Consider the following 14,265-nt stretch of genomic DNA (forward strand, 5'->3'; position numbering starts at 1 on the left):
TAGTTAACCGACCGCTAAAAGCCAGTCACAAGGTGCTGGCGGAATGGGTCCCATATCTCTTTCTTTTAGAACGTGTTCAGATAACCACAATCTGCGCCCCTTGCGGCACGCGTTCGTAAAGATCGATCACATCCTGATTGAGCATGCGTACGCAGCCGGAGGACGTTGCCTTGCCGACGGACTGCCAGTCCGGTGTGCCATGCACGCGGTAAAGCGTGTCCTTGCCGTCCTTGAAAATATAAAGCGCGCGTGCGCCGAGCGGGTTGTTGAGGCCGGGCGTCATGCCGCCATTGGCGGCGGAGATGGAGGCGAGTTCCGGCTGGCGCTTGACCATTTCATCGGGCGGCGTCCAGCGCGGCCATTTCGCCTTCCACTGGATCTTGCCGCGGCCCGACCAGGCATAACCGTCACGCCCCAGCCCAACGCCGTAACGGATCGCCTTGCCGCCGGACTGCACGAGATAAAGGAAATGCTGCCTTGTATCGACGACGATGGTGCCCGGCGCTTCCGCCGTCTGGTAACTGACTTCCTGCCGGAGATAACGCGGATCGATGCGCCCATAGGGAATGGCGGGCAGCGAGCGGTCCTCGTCGCGGATAGGGCCATACATGACCCGATGCAGCGGGTTGGAGACGGGCAGGCCATAGGCCATCGTCTGGCCCTGCGGCTGCTGCGCGTTAAAACCCTGCACCTGCGGCGCATTGAGCCCCTGCCCGCGCACCGGCGGGCCGTATTCCTGATGGAAGCGGGTTCTGAACAGATCCGGCGGGCGCGTCGAAAGCTGGCCCGGCTGCGGCGGCAGTTCCGGCTGGCGATTGGAACTGACGGAGTTGAAATTGAACACCGGCGCCGTTTCCCTGACGAAGACGTCAGGGTCCATCCGGGTCGTATCCGTCACGAAAAGGCAGCCGCTCATGAGAGGCAGCAGCGCAAGCCCGACCAGAGAGGCCGCCCGGCGACCATTTTTCAAAAGGAGTGCTATCATCTGAACCGCTTCATGGAATCCAATCTACCGACATGATGAACCGTGCGGCTGGCGCGAAGCTGGCGTCGGTTTTTCAAAAAAAATCGAAACCCCGCATTTTTCCTCTTGAAGCTCTAGTTGCTAGAGGTGCCAGATTGACTGTCGACTGGAATTCAGGAGCGAAACCATGAATATTTCGACACGCGGCAGTTTGAACAGGGAATCGGAGGAACTGACCTTTACGGTCGGCGGCATGGATTGCGGCAGCTGTGCGGCGAAGATCGAAACCGCGCTCTCACGCCTGCCCGGCGTTGCCGACGTCAAGGTGTCGGTTGCCCGTGAAAGGCTGAACCTCTCGGTGGCCGAACAGAAAACCTCGGTCGAAAAAATCGAGGACACGCTGCGCAAGCTTGGCTTCAAACCCGCTTTGCTGCCGCGCGAAAAGGCTCCCCAGGCAAAGGTCGAGGCCGATCATCACGACCATTCCTCCTGCGGCGGTCACCACCATGACGAGGCAGAAACGGCCGCTGACAAGAACAATGCGCTGACCTTTTCGGTCGGCGGCATGGATTGCGGCAGCTGCGCCGCGAAGATCGAAACCGCGCTTTCCCGCCTGCCCGGCGTTGGCGACGTCAAGGTCTCGGTTGCCCGCGAACGGCTGAACCTCTCGCTGGCCGAGAACAAAACCCCGGTCGAAAAAATCGAAGACACGCTGCGCAAGCTCGGATTTAAACCGGCCCTGCTGCCGCAGGAAAAGACCGCGCGCGAAAAAGTGGCGGATCACGACCATGACCATGGGTCGTGCGGCGGGCATCACCACGACCACGACCATTCGGATCATGACCATTCAGATCAGGACCATTCCGGGCACGATCACGCGTCCTGCAGCGGGCATGATCATGACCACTCCAAACATGACCATTCTGGTCACGATCATTCCGGCCACGACCATGCAGGCCATTCGCATGGTTCCGCTCCGGTGTCTGCAGCGCAGGCCGCGGAAGTGGGGCATGCCCATGGCGCGGATGAAAAAGGCGTCTGGTGGCGCACCGCAAAGGCGCGCAACACCTTCACCGGCACCATTCTGGTCGCCATTGCCTATGCGGCGGAACTGACCTTCCCCGCATGGGGCGGTTATGCCTTCATCATCGCCACGCTGGTTACGCTTTTCCCGATCGCGAAGAATGCCTTCAATGCCGCCCGTTTCGGCGCGGTCTTCACCATCGAGATGCTGATGACCATTGCCGCCATTGGCGCGATCATCATCGGCGAGGCGGAAGAGGCGGCTATTGTCGTGCTGCTCTTCTCCGTCGGTGAATTGCTGGAAGGCTTTGCCGCCGCCCGCGCACGTTCCGGCATCAAGGCGCTCGGTTCGCTCTTGCCGAAGACGGCGCTGGTGGAAGAAAACGGTGCGCTTCGGCAGGTTGCCGCCGATCAGGTGCGCATCGGTCAGGTGGTCGTGGCGCGTCCTGGCGACCGTATCGCCGCCGATGGCGTTGTCATGGAAGGCCAGTCCAGCGTCGACGAATCGCCGATGACCGGAGAGAGCATTCCCGTCGCCAAGGAAAAGGGCGCACGCGTCTTTGCCGGCTCGATCAACCATGACGGCTCGCTGCGCATCCGCGTCGACCGCGCGCCGGAAGACAACACCATTGCCCGCATCATCACGCTTGTCGAAGAAGCGCAGGATGCGCGTGCCCCGACCGAGCGCTTCATCCAGAGCTTCTCGCGTTATTACATGCCGCTGATCGTGGCGATCTCCGTGCTCACCATCATCGTGCCGCCGCTCGCCGGCCTCGGTGACTGGGATACGTGGATTTATCGCGGTCTCGCCCTGCTGCTGATCGGTTGCCCCTGCGCGCTGGTCATTTCGGTTCCCGCGGCCATAGCCTCCAGCCTTTCGGCTGCGGCACGCCACGGCATGCTGGTGAAGGGCGGCGCGGTCATCGAAATGCTGGCGCGCACCGAAACCGTCGCTTTCGACAAGACCGGCACGCTGACGCTTGGCGAACCCGTCGTGACTGACGTTGTGGCGCTTGACGGCAACGAGGCCGGCCTGATCGCGGCGGCCGCGACCATCGAGCATGAATCGAGCCATCCGCTCGCCCGCGCCATCGTCAATCATGCCGAAAAGCTCGGCGTGAAGCCCCTGCCCGGCTCCAACATCAAGGCGATTTCCGGTCGCGGCATGCAGGGCAATGTCGGCGGAAAAGACCTGTTCATCGGCGCGCCGCGCTTTGCAACCGAAGTCGGCACCGTCTCCAAGGAACTGGCCGACCGCATCTCCACGCTGGAGAGCGAAGGCAAGACGGTGGCCGTCGTGATAGTCGGCGGGGCGGCAAGCGGCCTCTTCGCCATGCGTGACGAGCCGCGCAAGGATGCCGCCGAAGGTGTGAAAGCGCTGAAGGAGATGGGCATTTCCTCGCTGATGCTGTCGGGTGACAATGCCCGCACGGCAAAGGCCATCGGCAACAAGCTGGGCCTTGAGGCGCGCGGCGAACTCCTGCCGCAGAACAAGGTCGAGGAAATCCGCAAGCTTGCCGAAAAGAAGACCGTGGTGATGGTGGGTGACGGCATCAATGATGCGCCGGCCCTTGCGGCGGCCAGCGTCGGCGTCGCCATCGGCTCGGGCACTGACGTGGCGATGGAAGCGGCGGATGCGGCGCTGATGCGCAACAATGTCGGCGATGCCGCCCGCCTCATCGGCCTGTCACGCGCCACCATGAGCAATATCCGCCAGAACGTGACGATCGCGCTCGGCCTGAAGGCAGTGTTTCTGGTGACGACCGTCACCGGCCTTTCCGGCCTGTGGCTCGCCGTTTTCGCCGATACGGGCGCTACGGTTCTGGTCACCGCAAACGCCATGCGGCTGCTTGGATATTTCAACCGCAACAAAGCCTGATTGCAGCCCCTCCCAAACCGGCCGAGCCTCGTTAATCCGGGCTCGGCCGGTCTCATTTTCAGCGTATTGACAAACTAATTGCGTCCAATAAATACCGCGTGCCGCCGTTTTCCACGCGCGTGACAAACGATTCCACGCGCAGGAGCGCTGAACTTGGTTAAAACTGGCTATAACCGCATTGCGTACCGCGCGATCAAGATCGGCGGCAACATCGTCAAGGTTGTTTTCTCCATCGATCTCTTCATCCGCCCCGGCAGAAGAAAGACGCTTCCGGAGTATCAGCCTGCCAGACGCAGCCCGAAATCGGAAAAAGCCATTCCGCGCATCATCTGGCAGACGAATTACTCCAACCGGGTAACGACGCCGATCTATGCGAATTTCCTGTTCAACCGCTGGCTGACGCCGGAATTCGAATATCGCTACCATGATGACGAGGCGTGCCAGGCCTATATCGACCGGCATTTTCCCGGACGTTATGCCGATGCCTTCCGTCGATTGCAGGTCGGCGCCGCCAAGGCGGATTTCTGGCGTATTCTGGTTCTTCTGCAGGAAGGCGGCATCTATCTGGATATCGATTCCAACTTTGCGGCCCGCCCGGAAGATGTGATCGGCGCGGATGAAGACGCCGTTTTCATCGCCATGAAAAATGGCGAAATCACAAATTACTTCATGGCATCGAAACCCGGTCACCCGGCGCTGAGGCTGATGGCCGATCGTATTGCCCAGAATATCGAAGAGGGAACGCTCGTCAGCGTCTATGACATGACGGGTCCGACGGTGGTGCATGCCGTCGTCAAGGAACTCGGGCTGCCGGTTCGCAATTACCGCGAAATGTGCACGCAGGGGCAATTCACCAACAAACGCGCGCAATATGCCGACAAAAAAGACGGCGCATGGTGGGCCGAGCAGGCCAAGACGTCCATCGTCAAAAACTAGGACGCCATGCGCCGGCAAGCAGCCGCGCAATATCGCGTTTAGACGAAACCATTGAAAAAGCGGATGCTTTCTTCCACCGCGCCCGGAACCACGCCATTATGGCTGCCGGGCAGCAGTTTTTTATCGACCTTGAAGCCGGATGTCAGGGCGCGGTCCACAAAAAGCTGGTGATCGGCATCGAAGGGCCGCTCCTCCGTGCCGCGTAAAAGCAGCGCCGGGCATTTGAGGCTGGGGCCGAAACAGACGGAAGAGCGCATGATGAACTCGCGCTCGTCGGTTTCGTCGAAACAGATCTCGTCACTATAGCGGTTGAAATAACGCCAGGAATTGACCCCTGCCGATATGGGCGCGGCGGCGCGGAATTTGCGGCTCATGGCGGCCAGAAGCGTCAGCGTGCCGCCATTGGAATGGCCGGCGATGAAGAACCGCTTCCTGTCGATGCCGGGAAGGTTTTCCAGATAGGTCGCCGCCGCCAGCGCATCCGCCGTTTCGTCGTAAAAGCCGGAATAATTGCCATTCTGGCCGTTTTCGCCGCGAAAGGATGGAAGCATCACGACGAAGCCCGCCTCCCAATAGGGCTTCATCAGCGCCCAGTGGCCGTCACCGGTGGCGTTGCCGCCGTGGAGAAAAAGTACGGCGGGTTTCAGCGTTTTTGACGGCTGATAGTGGGAGAGCCAGGCGACAAGTTCGATCGAGCCATCCGGCCCGCCGGAATAGGTGACACGCTCCGCCCCTGGCGGCGTGCCAAGCGCCGAGGATTTTTCTGGCGCGGCCATCTTGCGCAGCAGATGGGTATGGAAACGTCGGCGGGCCTCCGCATAATCCTGCCTTTCCAGCGGCAAAACTTCGGGTGTGGGAATGCCCGCTTTCACGGCGGGCGGCAGGATAACTGCCGCTGACAGTCCCATGGCGCCTGCCAGCACTCTGCGCCGCGTCATGCCCGGCGAGATCAAGCAGCTCTCTTCCTGTCCGAAGGGTGAGGAAAGAAAGCGTTTGTCTGCCATATGTTCACCTGACGAGGATGGTTGTATCAGCAGTTCAACACTGCGGCGGGAGGCTGTCCAATCACGGATTCGCGAATGACAACAATGTATTCGCAGCCATCATGGCAATTTCTGGACAAAACACTTTCCTTGCTCCTGCACTAGTCACGGTAATGAGGGAAGCGGCGCAGCCCCCTACCCCTCCGCGCCATCGATCATCGCGACCAGCGTCGAAAGCCTGTCTGCTTCCGCCGGCAGCTTGTCGGCGCGCAGCCGGGCAATGCGGGGGAAGCGCATGGCGACGCCGGATTTGTGGCGGGTAGAGCGGTTGATGCCTTCGAAGGCCACTTCAAGCACGAAACCGAAATCCGGCGTGGCGCGCACCGCCCGCACCGGGCCGAAGCGCTCGACGGTGTTGTCGCGAACGAACTTGTCCAGCACCTCCAGCTCCGCATCGGTGAAGCCGAAATAGGCCTTGCCGACGGGTACGAGCTGTTCGCCACCCTCGCCTTCCGCCCAGACGCCGAAGGTGAAATCGGAATAATAGCTCGATCTTTTGCCGTGGCCGCGCTGGGCATACATCATGACAGCGTCGATATTATAGGGATCTCTTTTCCACTTGAACCATGGCCCCTTGGCGCGGCCGGCCTGATAGGTGCTGTCGCGGCGCTTGATCATCACGCCCTCGATGACAGGATCGGGCGGCGCGGCACGCAGCGTGTCGAGCTCCGTCCAGCTGGAAAAGCCGATCAGCGGCGACAGGTCGAAACGGTCATGCGGGGCATGTTCGATGATATCGGACAGCCTGCCACGGCGCTCCAGATAGGTCTGCGCGCGGATATCGCTCTCGCCATCGAACAGCAGGTCATAGGCGCGGATGAAGGCGGGATAGTCGTCCAGCATCTTTGCCGTCACCGTCTTGCGGTTCAGCCGCTGCTGCAGGTCGGAAAAGGTGCGGGTGAGATTGTTGGACCGCACTGTCCCGCCAATCAGCAACTCGCCATCCATCACGCCTTCGAAATCGATCGCCTCCAGAACGTCTGGAAAGGCGCCGGAAATATCGTCGCCGGAACGGGAATAGAGTTTTCGTGTCCCACCGGCGCGGGACAGCTGCACGCGAATGCCGTCCCATTTCCATTCGGCGGCATAGTCGGACGGGTCTAGCCCATCGAGATCGCCATCGGCCACCGGCGTCGCCAGCATCACCGAGTGGAAGATGGCTGGTGTCGCCAGCACCGGCCGGTCCGACCTGCCCTCAAGCCACGCGAAAAGCGGCGTATAGGGCGGCGTCAGCCCGTGCCAGAGGGTCTCGATCTCGGTGATGTCTTTCCCGGCAAAATCCGCCAGCGCCTGACGCGCCAGCCGCGCCGAAACGCCGATGCGCAGGCTGCCGGTTGCAAGTTTGAGGAAAGCGAAGCGCGAGGACGTATCGAGCCGGTCGAGCAGATCGCGCACCGCGCCGCGCACCTCCGTGCGGCCGAGTGAATTCATCAGTGTGACGACTTCGCCGAGACGCGGGTCCTGAGCCTCAGCGTCATCCGCGCCGCCGATATTGCCCCAGACCAGCGATATGGTCTCGGCCAGATCGCCGACATAATCATAGGAATAGCGGAACAGCACTTCATCCATCCGTTCCAGCACCAGCTCGCGCAGCAGGGCCGGCTTGACGCTTTTGAGGTCCAGCGTGCCGGCAATCGCCGCCAGCCCGTAACCCCGGTCGGGATCGGGCGTATCGCGGAAATAATCGGTCAGCAGCTTCAGCTTGCCGTTGCGCGAGGGGGTGAGAACGAGGCGATCGAGAAGGGTGGCGAAGGCTTTCATCTCAATCCCCCTCATCCTCGTAACCGACAAGATGCAGCGGCTTGGCGGCAATGCCCTGCAATTCGCACCAGCGCACCAGCGCCTCTTCACGGCCATGGGTGACCCAGACGGCCTGCGGAGAAATTTCCTTGATCGTCTCCAGAAGTTCCGGCCAGTCGCAATGGTCTGATATGACCAGCGGCAGCTCCACACCGCCCTGCTTTGCCCTTTGCCGCACCATCATCCAGCCGGACGCAAAGGCAATCAGCGGCTCGTTGAAACGGCGCGCCCAGCGCTCCTGAAACGCCGAGGGCGGACCGACGACAATCGCGCCCTTGAAGGCGGAAGGATCGCTTTTTTCGAGCGTCGCGGGGCGCAGATCGCCGAGATCGATACCCTCAGAGACATAATAATCGCAAAGCCGCGCCAGCGCGCCGTGAATATAGATGGGATCGGCATAGCCATTATCCCGCAAAAGCCGGATGACGCGCTGCGCCTTGCCCAGCGAATAGGCCCCGACCAGATGGGTGCGTTCTGGAAATTGTTTGATGGAGGTGAGCAGCTTGCCGATTTCCACACGCGGCAGGGGATGGTGGAACACCGGCAGGCCGAAGGTGGCCTCTGTGATGAAGACGTCGCAGGGTACCGTCTCGAAGGGTGCGCAGGTGGGGTCGACGCCGCGCTTGTAATCGCCCGAGGCAACGATGCGCATGCCGTTCATTTCCACGGAGATCTGGGCGGAGCCGAGAACATGGCCCGCCGGATGGAAACCCACCGTCACGCCATTGACATCCACCCTCTCACCGAAAGCGACCGCCTGCTCGCTGCCGCAGAAATCCTCGCCGTAGCGGATGCGCATGATATCGAGCGTCTGGCGCGTGGCCAGCACCGCGCCATGGCCGGCGCGGGCGTGATCGGAATGGCCATGAGTGATGAGCGCCCGCGCCACCGGGCGGACGGGATCGATATAAAAATCGCCCGCCGGGCAATAGAGGCCCTTGGGCGTGGAATTCAACAGCTGTTCCGGCTTCATATTCATTGAGATAGGGCCGCCCGCGCGAATGTAAAGTGCTGCGAGAATAACGCGGAACGGGCATTAAATTTCCAGTGGCGGTGTTTTTGTTTAGCCCCGTCATTTCGGCTTTGAGCCGCGGCCGTATGGAGTTTTGGTACGAAGTTCGCAGGCGCAATGCCAGCGCATAACCGGCTTACACGGTAGCCATGGGATTTACACTTGCAGAAATGTATCCAATCGGATACATGCTGTCATGAACAGTTTCCAGAAATCGGCAGAGTTCGACGAATGGCTGAAGGTGTTGAAAGATCGTGCCGGAAAAGTGCGGATTCTTCATCGTCTCACGGCAGCCGAGCATGGGAACTTCGGCGATTGCGCGCCGGTGGGTGAAGGCGTTTCAGAAATGCGCATCCACTTCGGTCCCGGTTATCGGGTCTATTTCACTCGCGTTGGCAAGAGGGTTTATTTCCTTCTGGTCGGCGGCGATAAGTCTTCCAGAGGCGGGACATAAAGCGCGCAATCGAGATAGCACAGACAATAGGAAGGGATGGCCGTGACGGAATTTAGCAAATTCGATGTGTCAGACTACCTGGATAGCGACGAAGCCATGATCGAATTTCTGGCAATCGCCATGGAAGACGAGAACCCCGACGTCTTCATTGCCGCCCTTGGCGCGGTGGCCAAGGCTCGCGGAATGTCGCACGTTGCGGATGCTTCGGGTCTCGGCCGCGAAAGCCTTTATAAAGCGCTTAGGCCCGGTTCGAAGCTCCGCTATGAAACCGTGCAGAAGGTCCTGCATGCGCTGGGCTTTCGGCTGGCCGTTGAAAAGTCATTAAACGCCGCGTGAGGCGGCGTTCACGACCTGTCGGTTAACCTCGCTATGCTACTCCGCCGCCTCTTCCGCCGGCTTTGCCTGCATCGCTGCCGGCAGCCGCACCGGCTTCAGCATCAGCGCCGCCGCAAGGCCGATGGCGGCGGTTGCGGCTGCGGCGAAGAATAGCGGCGTGAAGGCATCCGAATAAAGCGAGGCGACGGCGGCCTGTGAGGCGGCGGGAAGTTCGGAGAGGATTTTCGGCGTCAGCTCCTCGATCTTGCCGACACCGGGAATATCGACGGCCACGCCCCTGAGGCTCGATGATACGATGGCGCCATAGACCGAGATCGCGATCGCCGCGCCGCCCATGCGGGTCAGCGTCACCGCGCCGCTCGCAGCCCCGATATCCGCCTTGGGTGCGGAATTCTGCACACCGATGATCGGCGCCTGCTGGCCGAGGCCGACAGCAAAGCCTTGTGCCAACATGAGGACCGCAATCACCCAAAGCGGCGTTCCGGCGTGCATCTGCGTGAAGAGCAGCATGGCGATGAGGTTGATGGTGAGACCCGCCACCGAGAAGGGCTTGTAGACGCCGGTGATCGAAATCAGCCGCCCGGCCGAAAGCGAACCCATGACGATGCCGCCGGTGACGGCGATGAAAAACAGGCCGGCATGGGAAGGCGAAAGCCCGGTCGTGGTCTGCAGGAACAGGGCGTAATAATTGACCATGCCGATGCCGATGCCGCCGCTGGTCAGCGAAACGATCATCAAGAGCGGAAAGGTGCTGTCCTTGAAGAGCCTGAGCGGCACGACGGGCTCCGGCGCGCCGCGTTCAACCTGCACCCAGAGGAAAGCGGCGATGACGGCGAAAGCGATGATGCCAAGGCTGGGGCCTGCGATCAGCGAGCCGAACAATTCGCTGCTGTCTGCCCAGAAGACCACGCTGGCAATGGTGGCCGCCAAGAGGACCGCGCCGAGATAATCGATCTTCGGCTGGCGGGCCGGACGGCGATAGGGCAGCATCAGCGCCAGACCTGCAATGACGATAATGCCGAGCGGCAGGTTGATGAGGAAGATCGACCGCCAGCCGAACAGGTCGCTCATCGTGCCGCCGAGGATCGGGCCGACACTGCCTGACGCCATGATGGTGAGGCTGGAATAGCTCTGGTAGCGGGCGCGCTCGCGCGGTTCGAACAGATCCGCATTGACGGAAAAGATCGACACCATGATGCCGCCGCCGCCAAGCCCCTGCAGCACGCGGGCCGCAATCAGCGAATCCATCGACCAGGCCAGCCCGCAGGCAAGCGAGCCGAGCGTGAAAATGACGACCGCAGCGATCATCACATATTTGCGGCCGAAGAGATCGCCGAGCTTGCCGTAGACAGGCATGACCGCGCTGGTCGCCAGAAGATAGGCCGAGCCGATCCAGCCGAAACGCTCCAGCGCGCCGAATTCACCGACGATGGTGGGCAGTGCTGTCGATACGATCTGGTTATCGAGGGTCGCCATGAACATGGCCAGCATCAGGAATAGAAAGACGATGAGCCTGCGCCGATGATCCGACACAAGCGGCGCCACGGGGGCGGTGGACATATCCATGAAAAATCTCGTTGGCTTTCGGCGGTTTTACTGCGGCAATTTGTGTGCTATCAGCACATATATGTCAATGGCAAGTTTTTGACATCTATGCTAATGCCGCTAAATGTGATCGGGAAACTGCATCGAAAGGGACGATGAAGCGTGAAGACTGAGGAAAACTGGAGCGAGGATCTGCCTGAGGACATCAAGCGGATCGGCAATACGATGACGCGCATGCGCATCATGATCGGCCGCCGCATCATCGGCCGCATGGCGCTTGCCAAGCTCGCTCCGGGTCTGGAACTTTCGCATATCGACGTGCTTGACATTCTGCGCCGGGCGGAAGGCGACGTTACCGTGGGCGCGATTGCCGAGGGCATGCGCATCGATCCCTCGCGTGGCAGCAGGGTCGTGGCGGATATGGTGGGGCGCGGCCTGCTGAAACGCGGCGTTTCCCAGGAAGACGGCCGCCGCAGCATTGTCGAGATCACCCCGCTCGGCACCAGCCTTTTGCAGGAAATGCGCCGGACCAAGATGAGCGTCATCGAGGACGTCATGGACGGATGGCCGGCGGAGGATGTGGAGACTTTCGCCCGCCTGTTCGAACGGTTCATCGACCGCTTCGAATGCCGGCTCTCGCCGGATACGGACCTCCTGACGGATCAGAAAAAATCATAGTTGACCCTGCGATCCGCAGCTTCACTTTAAAATGGCTAGACCGTAACGTGCCGCCATCTGACAGGTTAAAGGGGTAATTTCGATGTTGACGATTTACGGTGTCTACCGTTCCCGCGCCACGCGCACATTGTGGCTGGCAGGGGAACTCGGCATAGAATTCAAGCATGTGCCTGTGATACAGGCCCGCCGTCTTGCCGATCCGCTGGCTGCGGATGCGCCGCTCAACACGCTTTCGCCGGATTTCCTGGCGGTCAACCCGATGGGCACCATTCCCTGCATCGAGGATGACGGCATGGTGCTTTACGAATCCATGGCCATCAATCTATACCTCGCCCGCAAATATGGCGGACCGCTTGCGCCCGTCGATTTGAAGGAAGATGCGGCGATGCTGCAATGGTCCTTCTTTGCCGCGACCGAAATCGAGACCAATTCGCTGAAGATTTCCTCCGCCATCGCCGAAGGCCTGTCGGAAAGCGATAGCGGCAAGGCGGTGATCGATGTCGCCGCCCGCCTGCTGAAGCGCCCCTTCCGGGTACTGGAGCAGCACCTTTCCAGCCACGAATACCTGGTGGGCGGCCGTTTCACCGTGGCCGATCTCAACGCGGCGGAAATCGTTCGTTACGCGCAGGGCCACAAGCCGCTGTTCGATGCCCATCCGGCGCTGAAAGCCTGGCTGGACCGCTGCCAGACCCGCACGGCGTTCAAGACGATGTGGGATACCCGCGCGGCCGAGGCGGCCTGAGCGGCAGGTTACTCCGCCAGCGCGTCTCTCTGCCCTCACTCCTGTGCTTGTCACGGGGATGACGGAGCAACACCAGAGCGAGTTGGGGCCTCTCAGCCCCTCTCACCCGCCAGCGCCCGCTGCACCGCCGGGCGGTCGTTCATGCGGCGGAAGTGGTCATGCACCCTAGGGAAGCGGGCAATATCCACGCCATCGCTTTCCAGCCAGCCGGACATCACAAAAAGATAGGGATCGGCAACGGAATAGGCCGTGCCAAGAACCCATGGGCCGTGCAGCATGCCGTGCTCGATCAGTTCGAAGCACTCGCCCATGGTCTGCGGCACCTTCGCCTTCATATCGGCCAGCGAACTATCCTCATTCGCCCAGCGGCTGCCGCGCCGGCCATGCGCATGGGCGACATGCACGGTGGAAGAAATGAAGGCGTTGAAGGACTGCATCAGCGCGAATTCGAACGGATCGTCGAGCGGCGCGAGCTTCTTTTCCGGCGCCATCTGGGCGATGAAGGCGAGAATGGCGGGCGTCTCCGTGAGCACGCCGCTTGCGGTGGCCAGCGCCGGCACGCGGCCCTTGGGATTGATCTTTAAAAATGCCTCGGAGCGTTGCTCGCCCTCCGCGAAATTGACGCGATGGGCCTTGTAAGGCAGGCCGGATTCCTCAAGCACGATATGGCTGGCGCGGGAACAGGAACCGGGGGAGAAGAACAATGTGAACATGGATATGCAACCTCCAAAGCAATGAAGCGCCCGTTTCTTCCTCATGCGGACGCCGACCCGCGGCGGCCATGGGATGGCCGTCACATAAAGGGCACGTCATCATCGTGCCGGCAACCGGCCGCGTCAAAGGTTATTTAGAGCCCGACGACTCTGACATCGCCGACATGGATGCCGTTCCAGTTGCGCATCTGCCGGTTCGCCATGCCGCTCAGCGCCTGCTGCTCGGCGCTGCCTTCATCGAAATAGCGGGCGAGCAATGCCGATACCATGGCTTCGGCGGCGCGTGTCGTACCGTCTTCGCATTTCACCGCCATGGCGATACCCTTTTCCGGCAGGGCGGCAACGAAAACGCCTTCAGCGCCGGTCTTGGCAAAGATTTTGCCGGGCGCAATCTGCATCAATTTCGTGCAGGCTCGGCCGGTGCCCGCCACATAAAAGGGTTCCGCCATGCAGGCCTCAATGAGACGACGCGACGCTGTCGCACGCCCCGCTTCCAGCCCCCTGCCCGTCGCCATTTTCGCGAAACCATGCACCAGCCCCTTGAGCGGCACGGCATAGGTGGGGATGGAGCAGCCATCCACGCCGCAATTGTCATGGCCAAGAGCAGCACCCGTCAGGCTTGCCATCGTGGCGCGGATTTCCCGCTGCAGCGGGTGGTCGTAACCGACATAGCCCTTGGGATCGGTGCCGGTGTGGCAGCAGGCGCAGATGAAACCGGAATGTTTGCCGGAGCAATTATTATGCAGCGCCGTCGGCTTTTCCAGCGTACGAGCCTGATGGATGATGGTTTTCTGGTCCGAAGACCAGTGCGCGCCGCATTCCAGCGTATCCACATCCCTGCCCGCCTTTTCCAGCATCGAAGCGGCGAGTTCCACATGCGCGTCCTCACCGGAATGGGACGAACAGGCAAGTGCGAGTTCGCGGTTACCGAAACCATAGGCATCCGCAGCACCGCTTTCCACCAGCGGCAGCGCCTGCATGGCCTTGCAGGCGGAACGCGGGAAGATGCCGCGCTCGATATCACCAGCCGAAAACAGCACGCCGCCATCGCCATCCACCACCACGACAAGACCCTGATGGCGGCTTTCGACGAGATTGCCCCTGGTGACTTCGACGGTAACGGAATTGTTCATTCTCTCA

The 14,265-nt window shown here is 61.0% G+C and carries 13 protein-coding genes; 6 read left to right on the forward strand and 7 right to left on the reverse strand.

From position 1 onward, the window contains the following. Positions 1 to 76: 76 nt before the first annotated feature. Complete coding sequence (locus tag CFB10_RS16550) at positions 77 to 985, reverse strand: L,D-transpeptidase (RefSeq protein WP_020009596.1); 909 nt, start codon at positions 983 to 985, stop codon at positions 77 to 79. A 166-nt stretch (positions 986 to 1,151) separates the two neighbouring features. On the opposite strand from CFB10_RS16550, the gene CFB10_RS16555 reads away from it, so the two are divergent. Together CFB10_RS16555 and CFB10_RS16560 are read left to right on the forward strand one after the other, a co-directional pair. Further along, the gene (locus CFB10_RS16555) at positions 1,152 to 3,866 is read left to right on the forward strand and encodes a heavy metal translocating P-type ATPase (RefSeq protein WP_020009595.1); all 2,715 of its coding nucleotides are present in this window, start codon (positions 1,152 to 1,154) and stop codon (positions 3,864 to 3,866) included. A gap of 153 nt (positions 3,867 to 4,019) precedes the next feature. Then, positions 4,020 to 4,802, forward strand: a complete 783-nt coding sequence (locus CFB10_RS16560) for a glycosyltransferase family 32 protein (RefSeq protein ID WP_020009594.1) — start codon at positions 4,020 to 4,022, stop codon at positions 4,800 to 4,802. Positions 4,803 to 4,840: 38 nt separating this feature from the next. On the opposite strand, the gene CFB10_RS16565 is transcribed toward CFB10_RS16560, so the two are convergent. The 3 genes from CFB10_RS16565 to CFB10_RS16575 all read right to left on the reverse strand — a co-directional run bounded on the left by CFB10_RS16565 (position 4,841) and on the right by CFB10_RS16575 (position 8,618). Then, a complete protein-coding gene (locus CFB10_RS16565; protein WP_020009593.1) occupies positions 4,841 to 5,806 on the reverse strand; it encodes a S9 family peptidase in 966 nt (321 codons plus the stop codon). Positions 5,807 to 5,980: 174 nt separating this feature from the next. After that, the gene (locus tag CFB10_RS16570) at positions 5,981 to 7,606 is read right to left on the reverse strand and encodes a cisplatin damage response ATP-dependent DNA ligase (RefSeq protein WP_020009592.1); all 1,626 of its coding nucleotides are present in this window, start codon (positions 7,604 to 7,606) and stop codon (positions 5,981 to 5,983) included. Between the two features lies 1 nt (position 7,607). Further along, entirely contained in the window at positions 7,608 to 8,618 is a 1,011-nt protein-coding gene (locus CFB10_RS16575) for a ligase-associated DNA damage response exonuclease (protein WP_026363485.1), read from the reverse strand. A gap of 235 nt (positions 8,619 to 8,853) precedes the next feature. Between CFB10_RS16575 and CFB10_RS16580 the strand changes: the two genes are divergently transcribed. Continuing rightward, the gene (locus CFB10_RS16580) at positions 8,854 to 9,111 is read left to right on the forward strand and encodes a type II toxin-antitoxin system RelE/ParE family toxin (RefSeq protein ID WP_020009590.1); all 258 of its coding nucleotides are present in this window, start codon (positions 8,854 to 8,856) and stop codon (positions 9,109 to 9,111) included. A gap of 36 nt (positions 9,112 to 9,147) precedes the next feature. Continuing rightward, positions 9,148 to 9,447: an addiction module antidote protein gene (locus tag CFB10_RS16585; protein WP_020009589.1), complete on the forward strand. Its 300-nt coding sequence runs from the start codon at positions 9,148 to 9,150 to the stop codon at positions 9,445 to 9,447. 36 nt (positions 9,448 to 9,483) lie between these two features. Here CFB10_RS16585 and CFB10_RS16590 read toward each other — a convergent pair whose 3' ends face one another. Then, positions 9,484 to 11,013: an MDR family MFS transporter gene (locus CFB10_RS16590; RefSeq protein ID WP_020009588.1), complete on the reverse strand. Its 1,530-nt coding sequence runs from the start codon at positions 11,011 to 11,013 to the stop codon at positions 9,484 to 9,486. A 141-nt stretch (positions 11,014 to 11,154) separates the two neighbouring features. Here CFB10_RS16590 and CFB10_RS16595 point away from each other — a divergent pair, with 141 nt between their 5' ends. Both CFB10_RS16595 and CFB10_RS16600 read left to right on the forward strand, forming a co-directional pair. Further along, complete coding sequence (locus CFB10_RS16595; protein WP_020009587.1) at positions 11,155 to 11,670, forward strand: MarR family winged helix-turn-helix transcriptional regulator; 516 nt, start codon at positions 11,155 to 11,157, stop codon at positions 11,668 to 11,670. An 82-nt stretch (positions 11,671 to 11,752) separates the two neighbouring features. Beyond that, positions 11,753 to 12,412: a glutathione S-transferase family protein gene (locus CFB10_RS16600; RefSeq protein WP_020009586.1), complete on the forward strand. Its 660-nt coding sequence runs from the start codon at positions 11,753 to 11,755 to the stop codon at positions 12,410 to 12,412. A 92-nt stretch (positions 12,413 to 12,504) separates the two neighbouring features. On the opposite strand, the gene CFB10_RS16605 is transcribed toward CFB10_RS16600, so the two are convergent. Together CFB10_RS16605 and CFB10_RS16610 are read right to left on the reverse strand one after the other, a co-directional pair. Further along, on the reverse strand, positions 12,505 to 13,125 hold the full coding sequence (locus CFB10_RS16605) for a glutathione S-transferase family protein (protein WP_020009585.1): 621 nt from the start codon (positions 13,123 to 13,125) through the stop codon (positions 12,505 to 12,507). A gap of 134 nt (positions 13,126 to 13,259) precedes the next feature. After that, entirely contained in the window at positions 13,260 to 14,258 is a 999-nt protein-coding gene (locus tag CFB10_RS16610; protein ID WP_020009584.1) for an asparaginase, read from the reverse strand. Positions 14,259 to 14,265 lie beyond the last annotated feature (7 nt).

Origin of the sequence: Agrobacterium sp. 719_389 (assembly GCF_900188475.1) — a bacterium.
In the GTDB taxonomy this organism is placed as follows: Bacteria; Pseudomonadota; Alphaproteobacteria; order Rhizobiales; family Rhizobiaceae; genus Agrobacterium; species Agrobacterium radiobacter.

What these genes read in the sequence shown, in the direction of transcription:
- CFB10_RS16575 (WP_026363485.1), bottom strand. Translation starts at nt 8,618, where the DNA reads ATGAAGCCGGAACAGCTGTTGAATTCCACGCCCAAGGGCCTCTATTGC.
- CFB10_RS16580 (WP_020009590.1), top strand. Translation starts at nt 8,854, where the DNA reads ATGAACAGTTTCCAGAAATCGGCAGAGTTCGACGAATGGCTGAAGGTG.
- CFB10_RS16555 (WP_020009595.1), top strand. Translation starts at nt 1,152, where the DNA reads ATGAATATTTCGACACGCGGCAGTTTGAACAGGGAATCGGAGGAACTG.
- CFB10_RS16610 (WP_020009584.1), bottom strand. Translation starts at nt 14,258, where the DNA reads ATGAACAATTCCGTTACCGTCGAAGTCACCAGGGGCAATCTCGTCGAA.
- CFB10_RS16605 (WP_020009585.1), bottom strand. Translation starts at nt 13,125, where the DNA reads ATGTTCACATTGTTCTTCTCCCCCGGTTCCTGTTCCCGCGCCAGCCAT.
- CFB10_RS16590 (WP_020009588.1), bottom strand. Translation starts at nt 11,013, where the DNA reads ATGGATATGTCCACCGCCCCCGTGGCGCCGCTTGTGTCGGATCATCGG.
- CFB10_RS16550 (WP_020009596.1), bottom strand. Translation starts at nt 985, where the DNA reads ATGATAGCACTCCTTTTGAAAAATGGTCGCCGGGCGGCCTCTCTGGTC.
- CFB10_RS16570 (WP_020009592.1), bottom strand. Translation starts at nt 7,606, where the DNA reads ATGAAAGCCTTCGCCACCCTTCTCGATCGCCTCGTTCTCACCCCCTCG.
- CFB10_RS16585 (WP_020009589.1), top strand. Translation starts at nt 9,148, where the DNA reads ATGGCCGTGACGGAATTTAGCAAATTCGATGTGTCAGACTACCTGGAT.
- CFB10_RS16565 (WP_020009593.1), bottom strand. Translation starts at nt 5,806, where the DNA reads ATGGCAGACAAACGCTTTCTTTCCTCACCCTTCGGACAGGAAGAGAGC.
- CFB10_RS16600 (WP_020009586.1), top strand. Translation starts at nt 11,753, where the DNA reads ATGTTGACGATTTACGGTGTCTACCGTTCCCGCGCCACGCGCACATTG.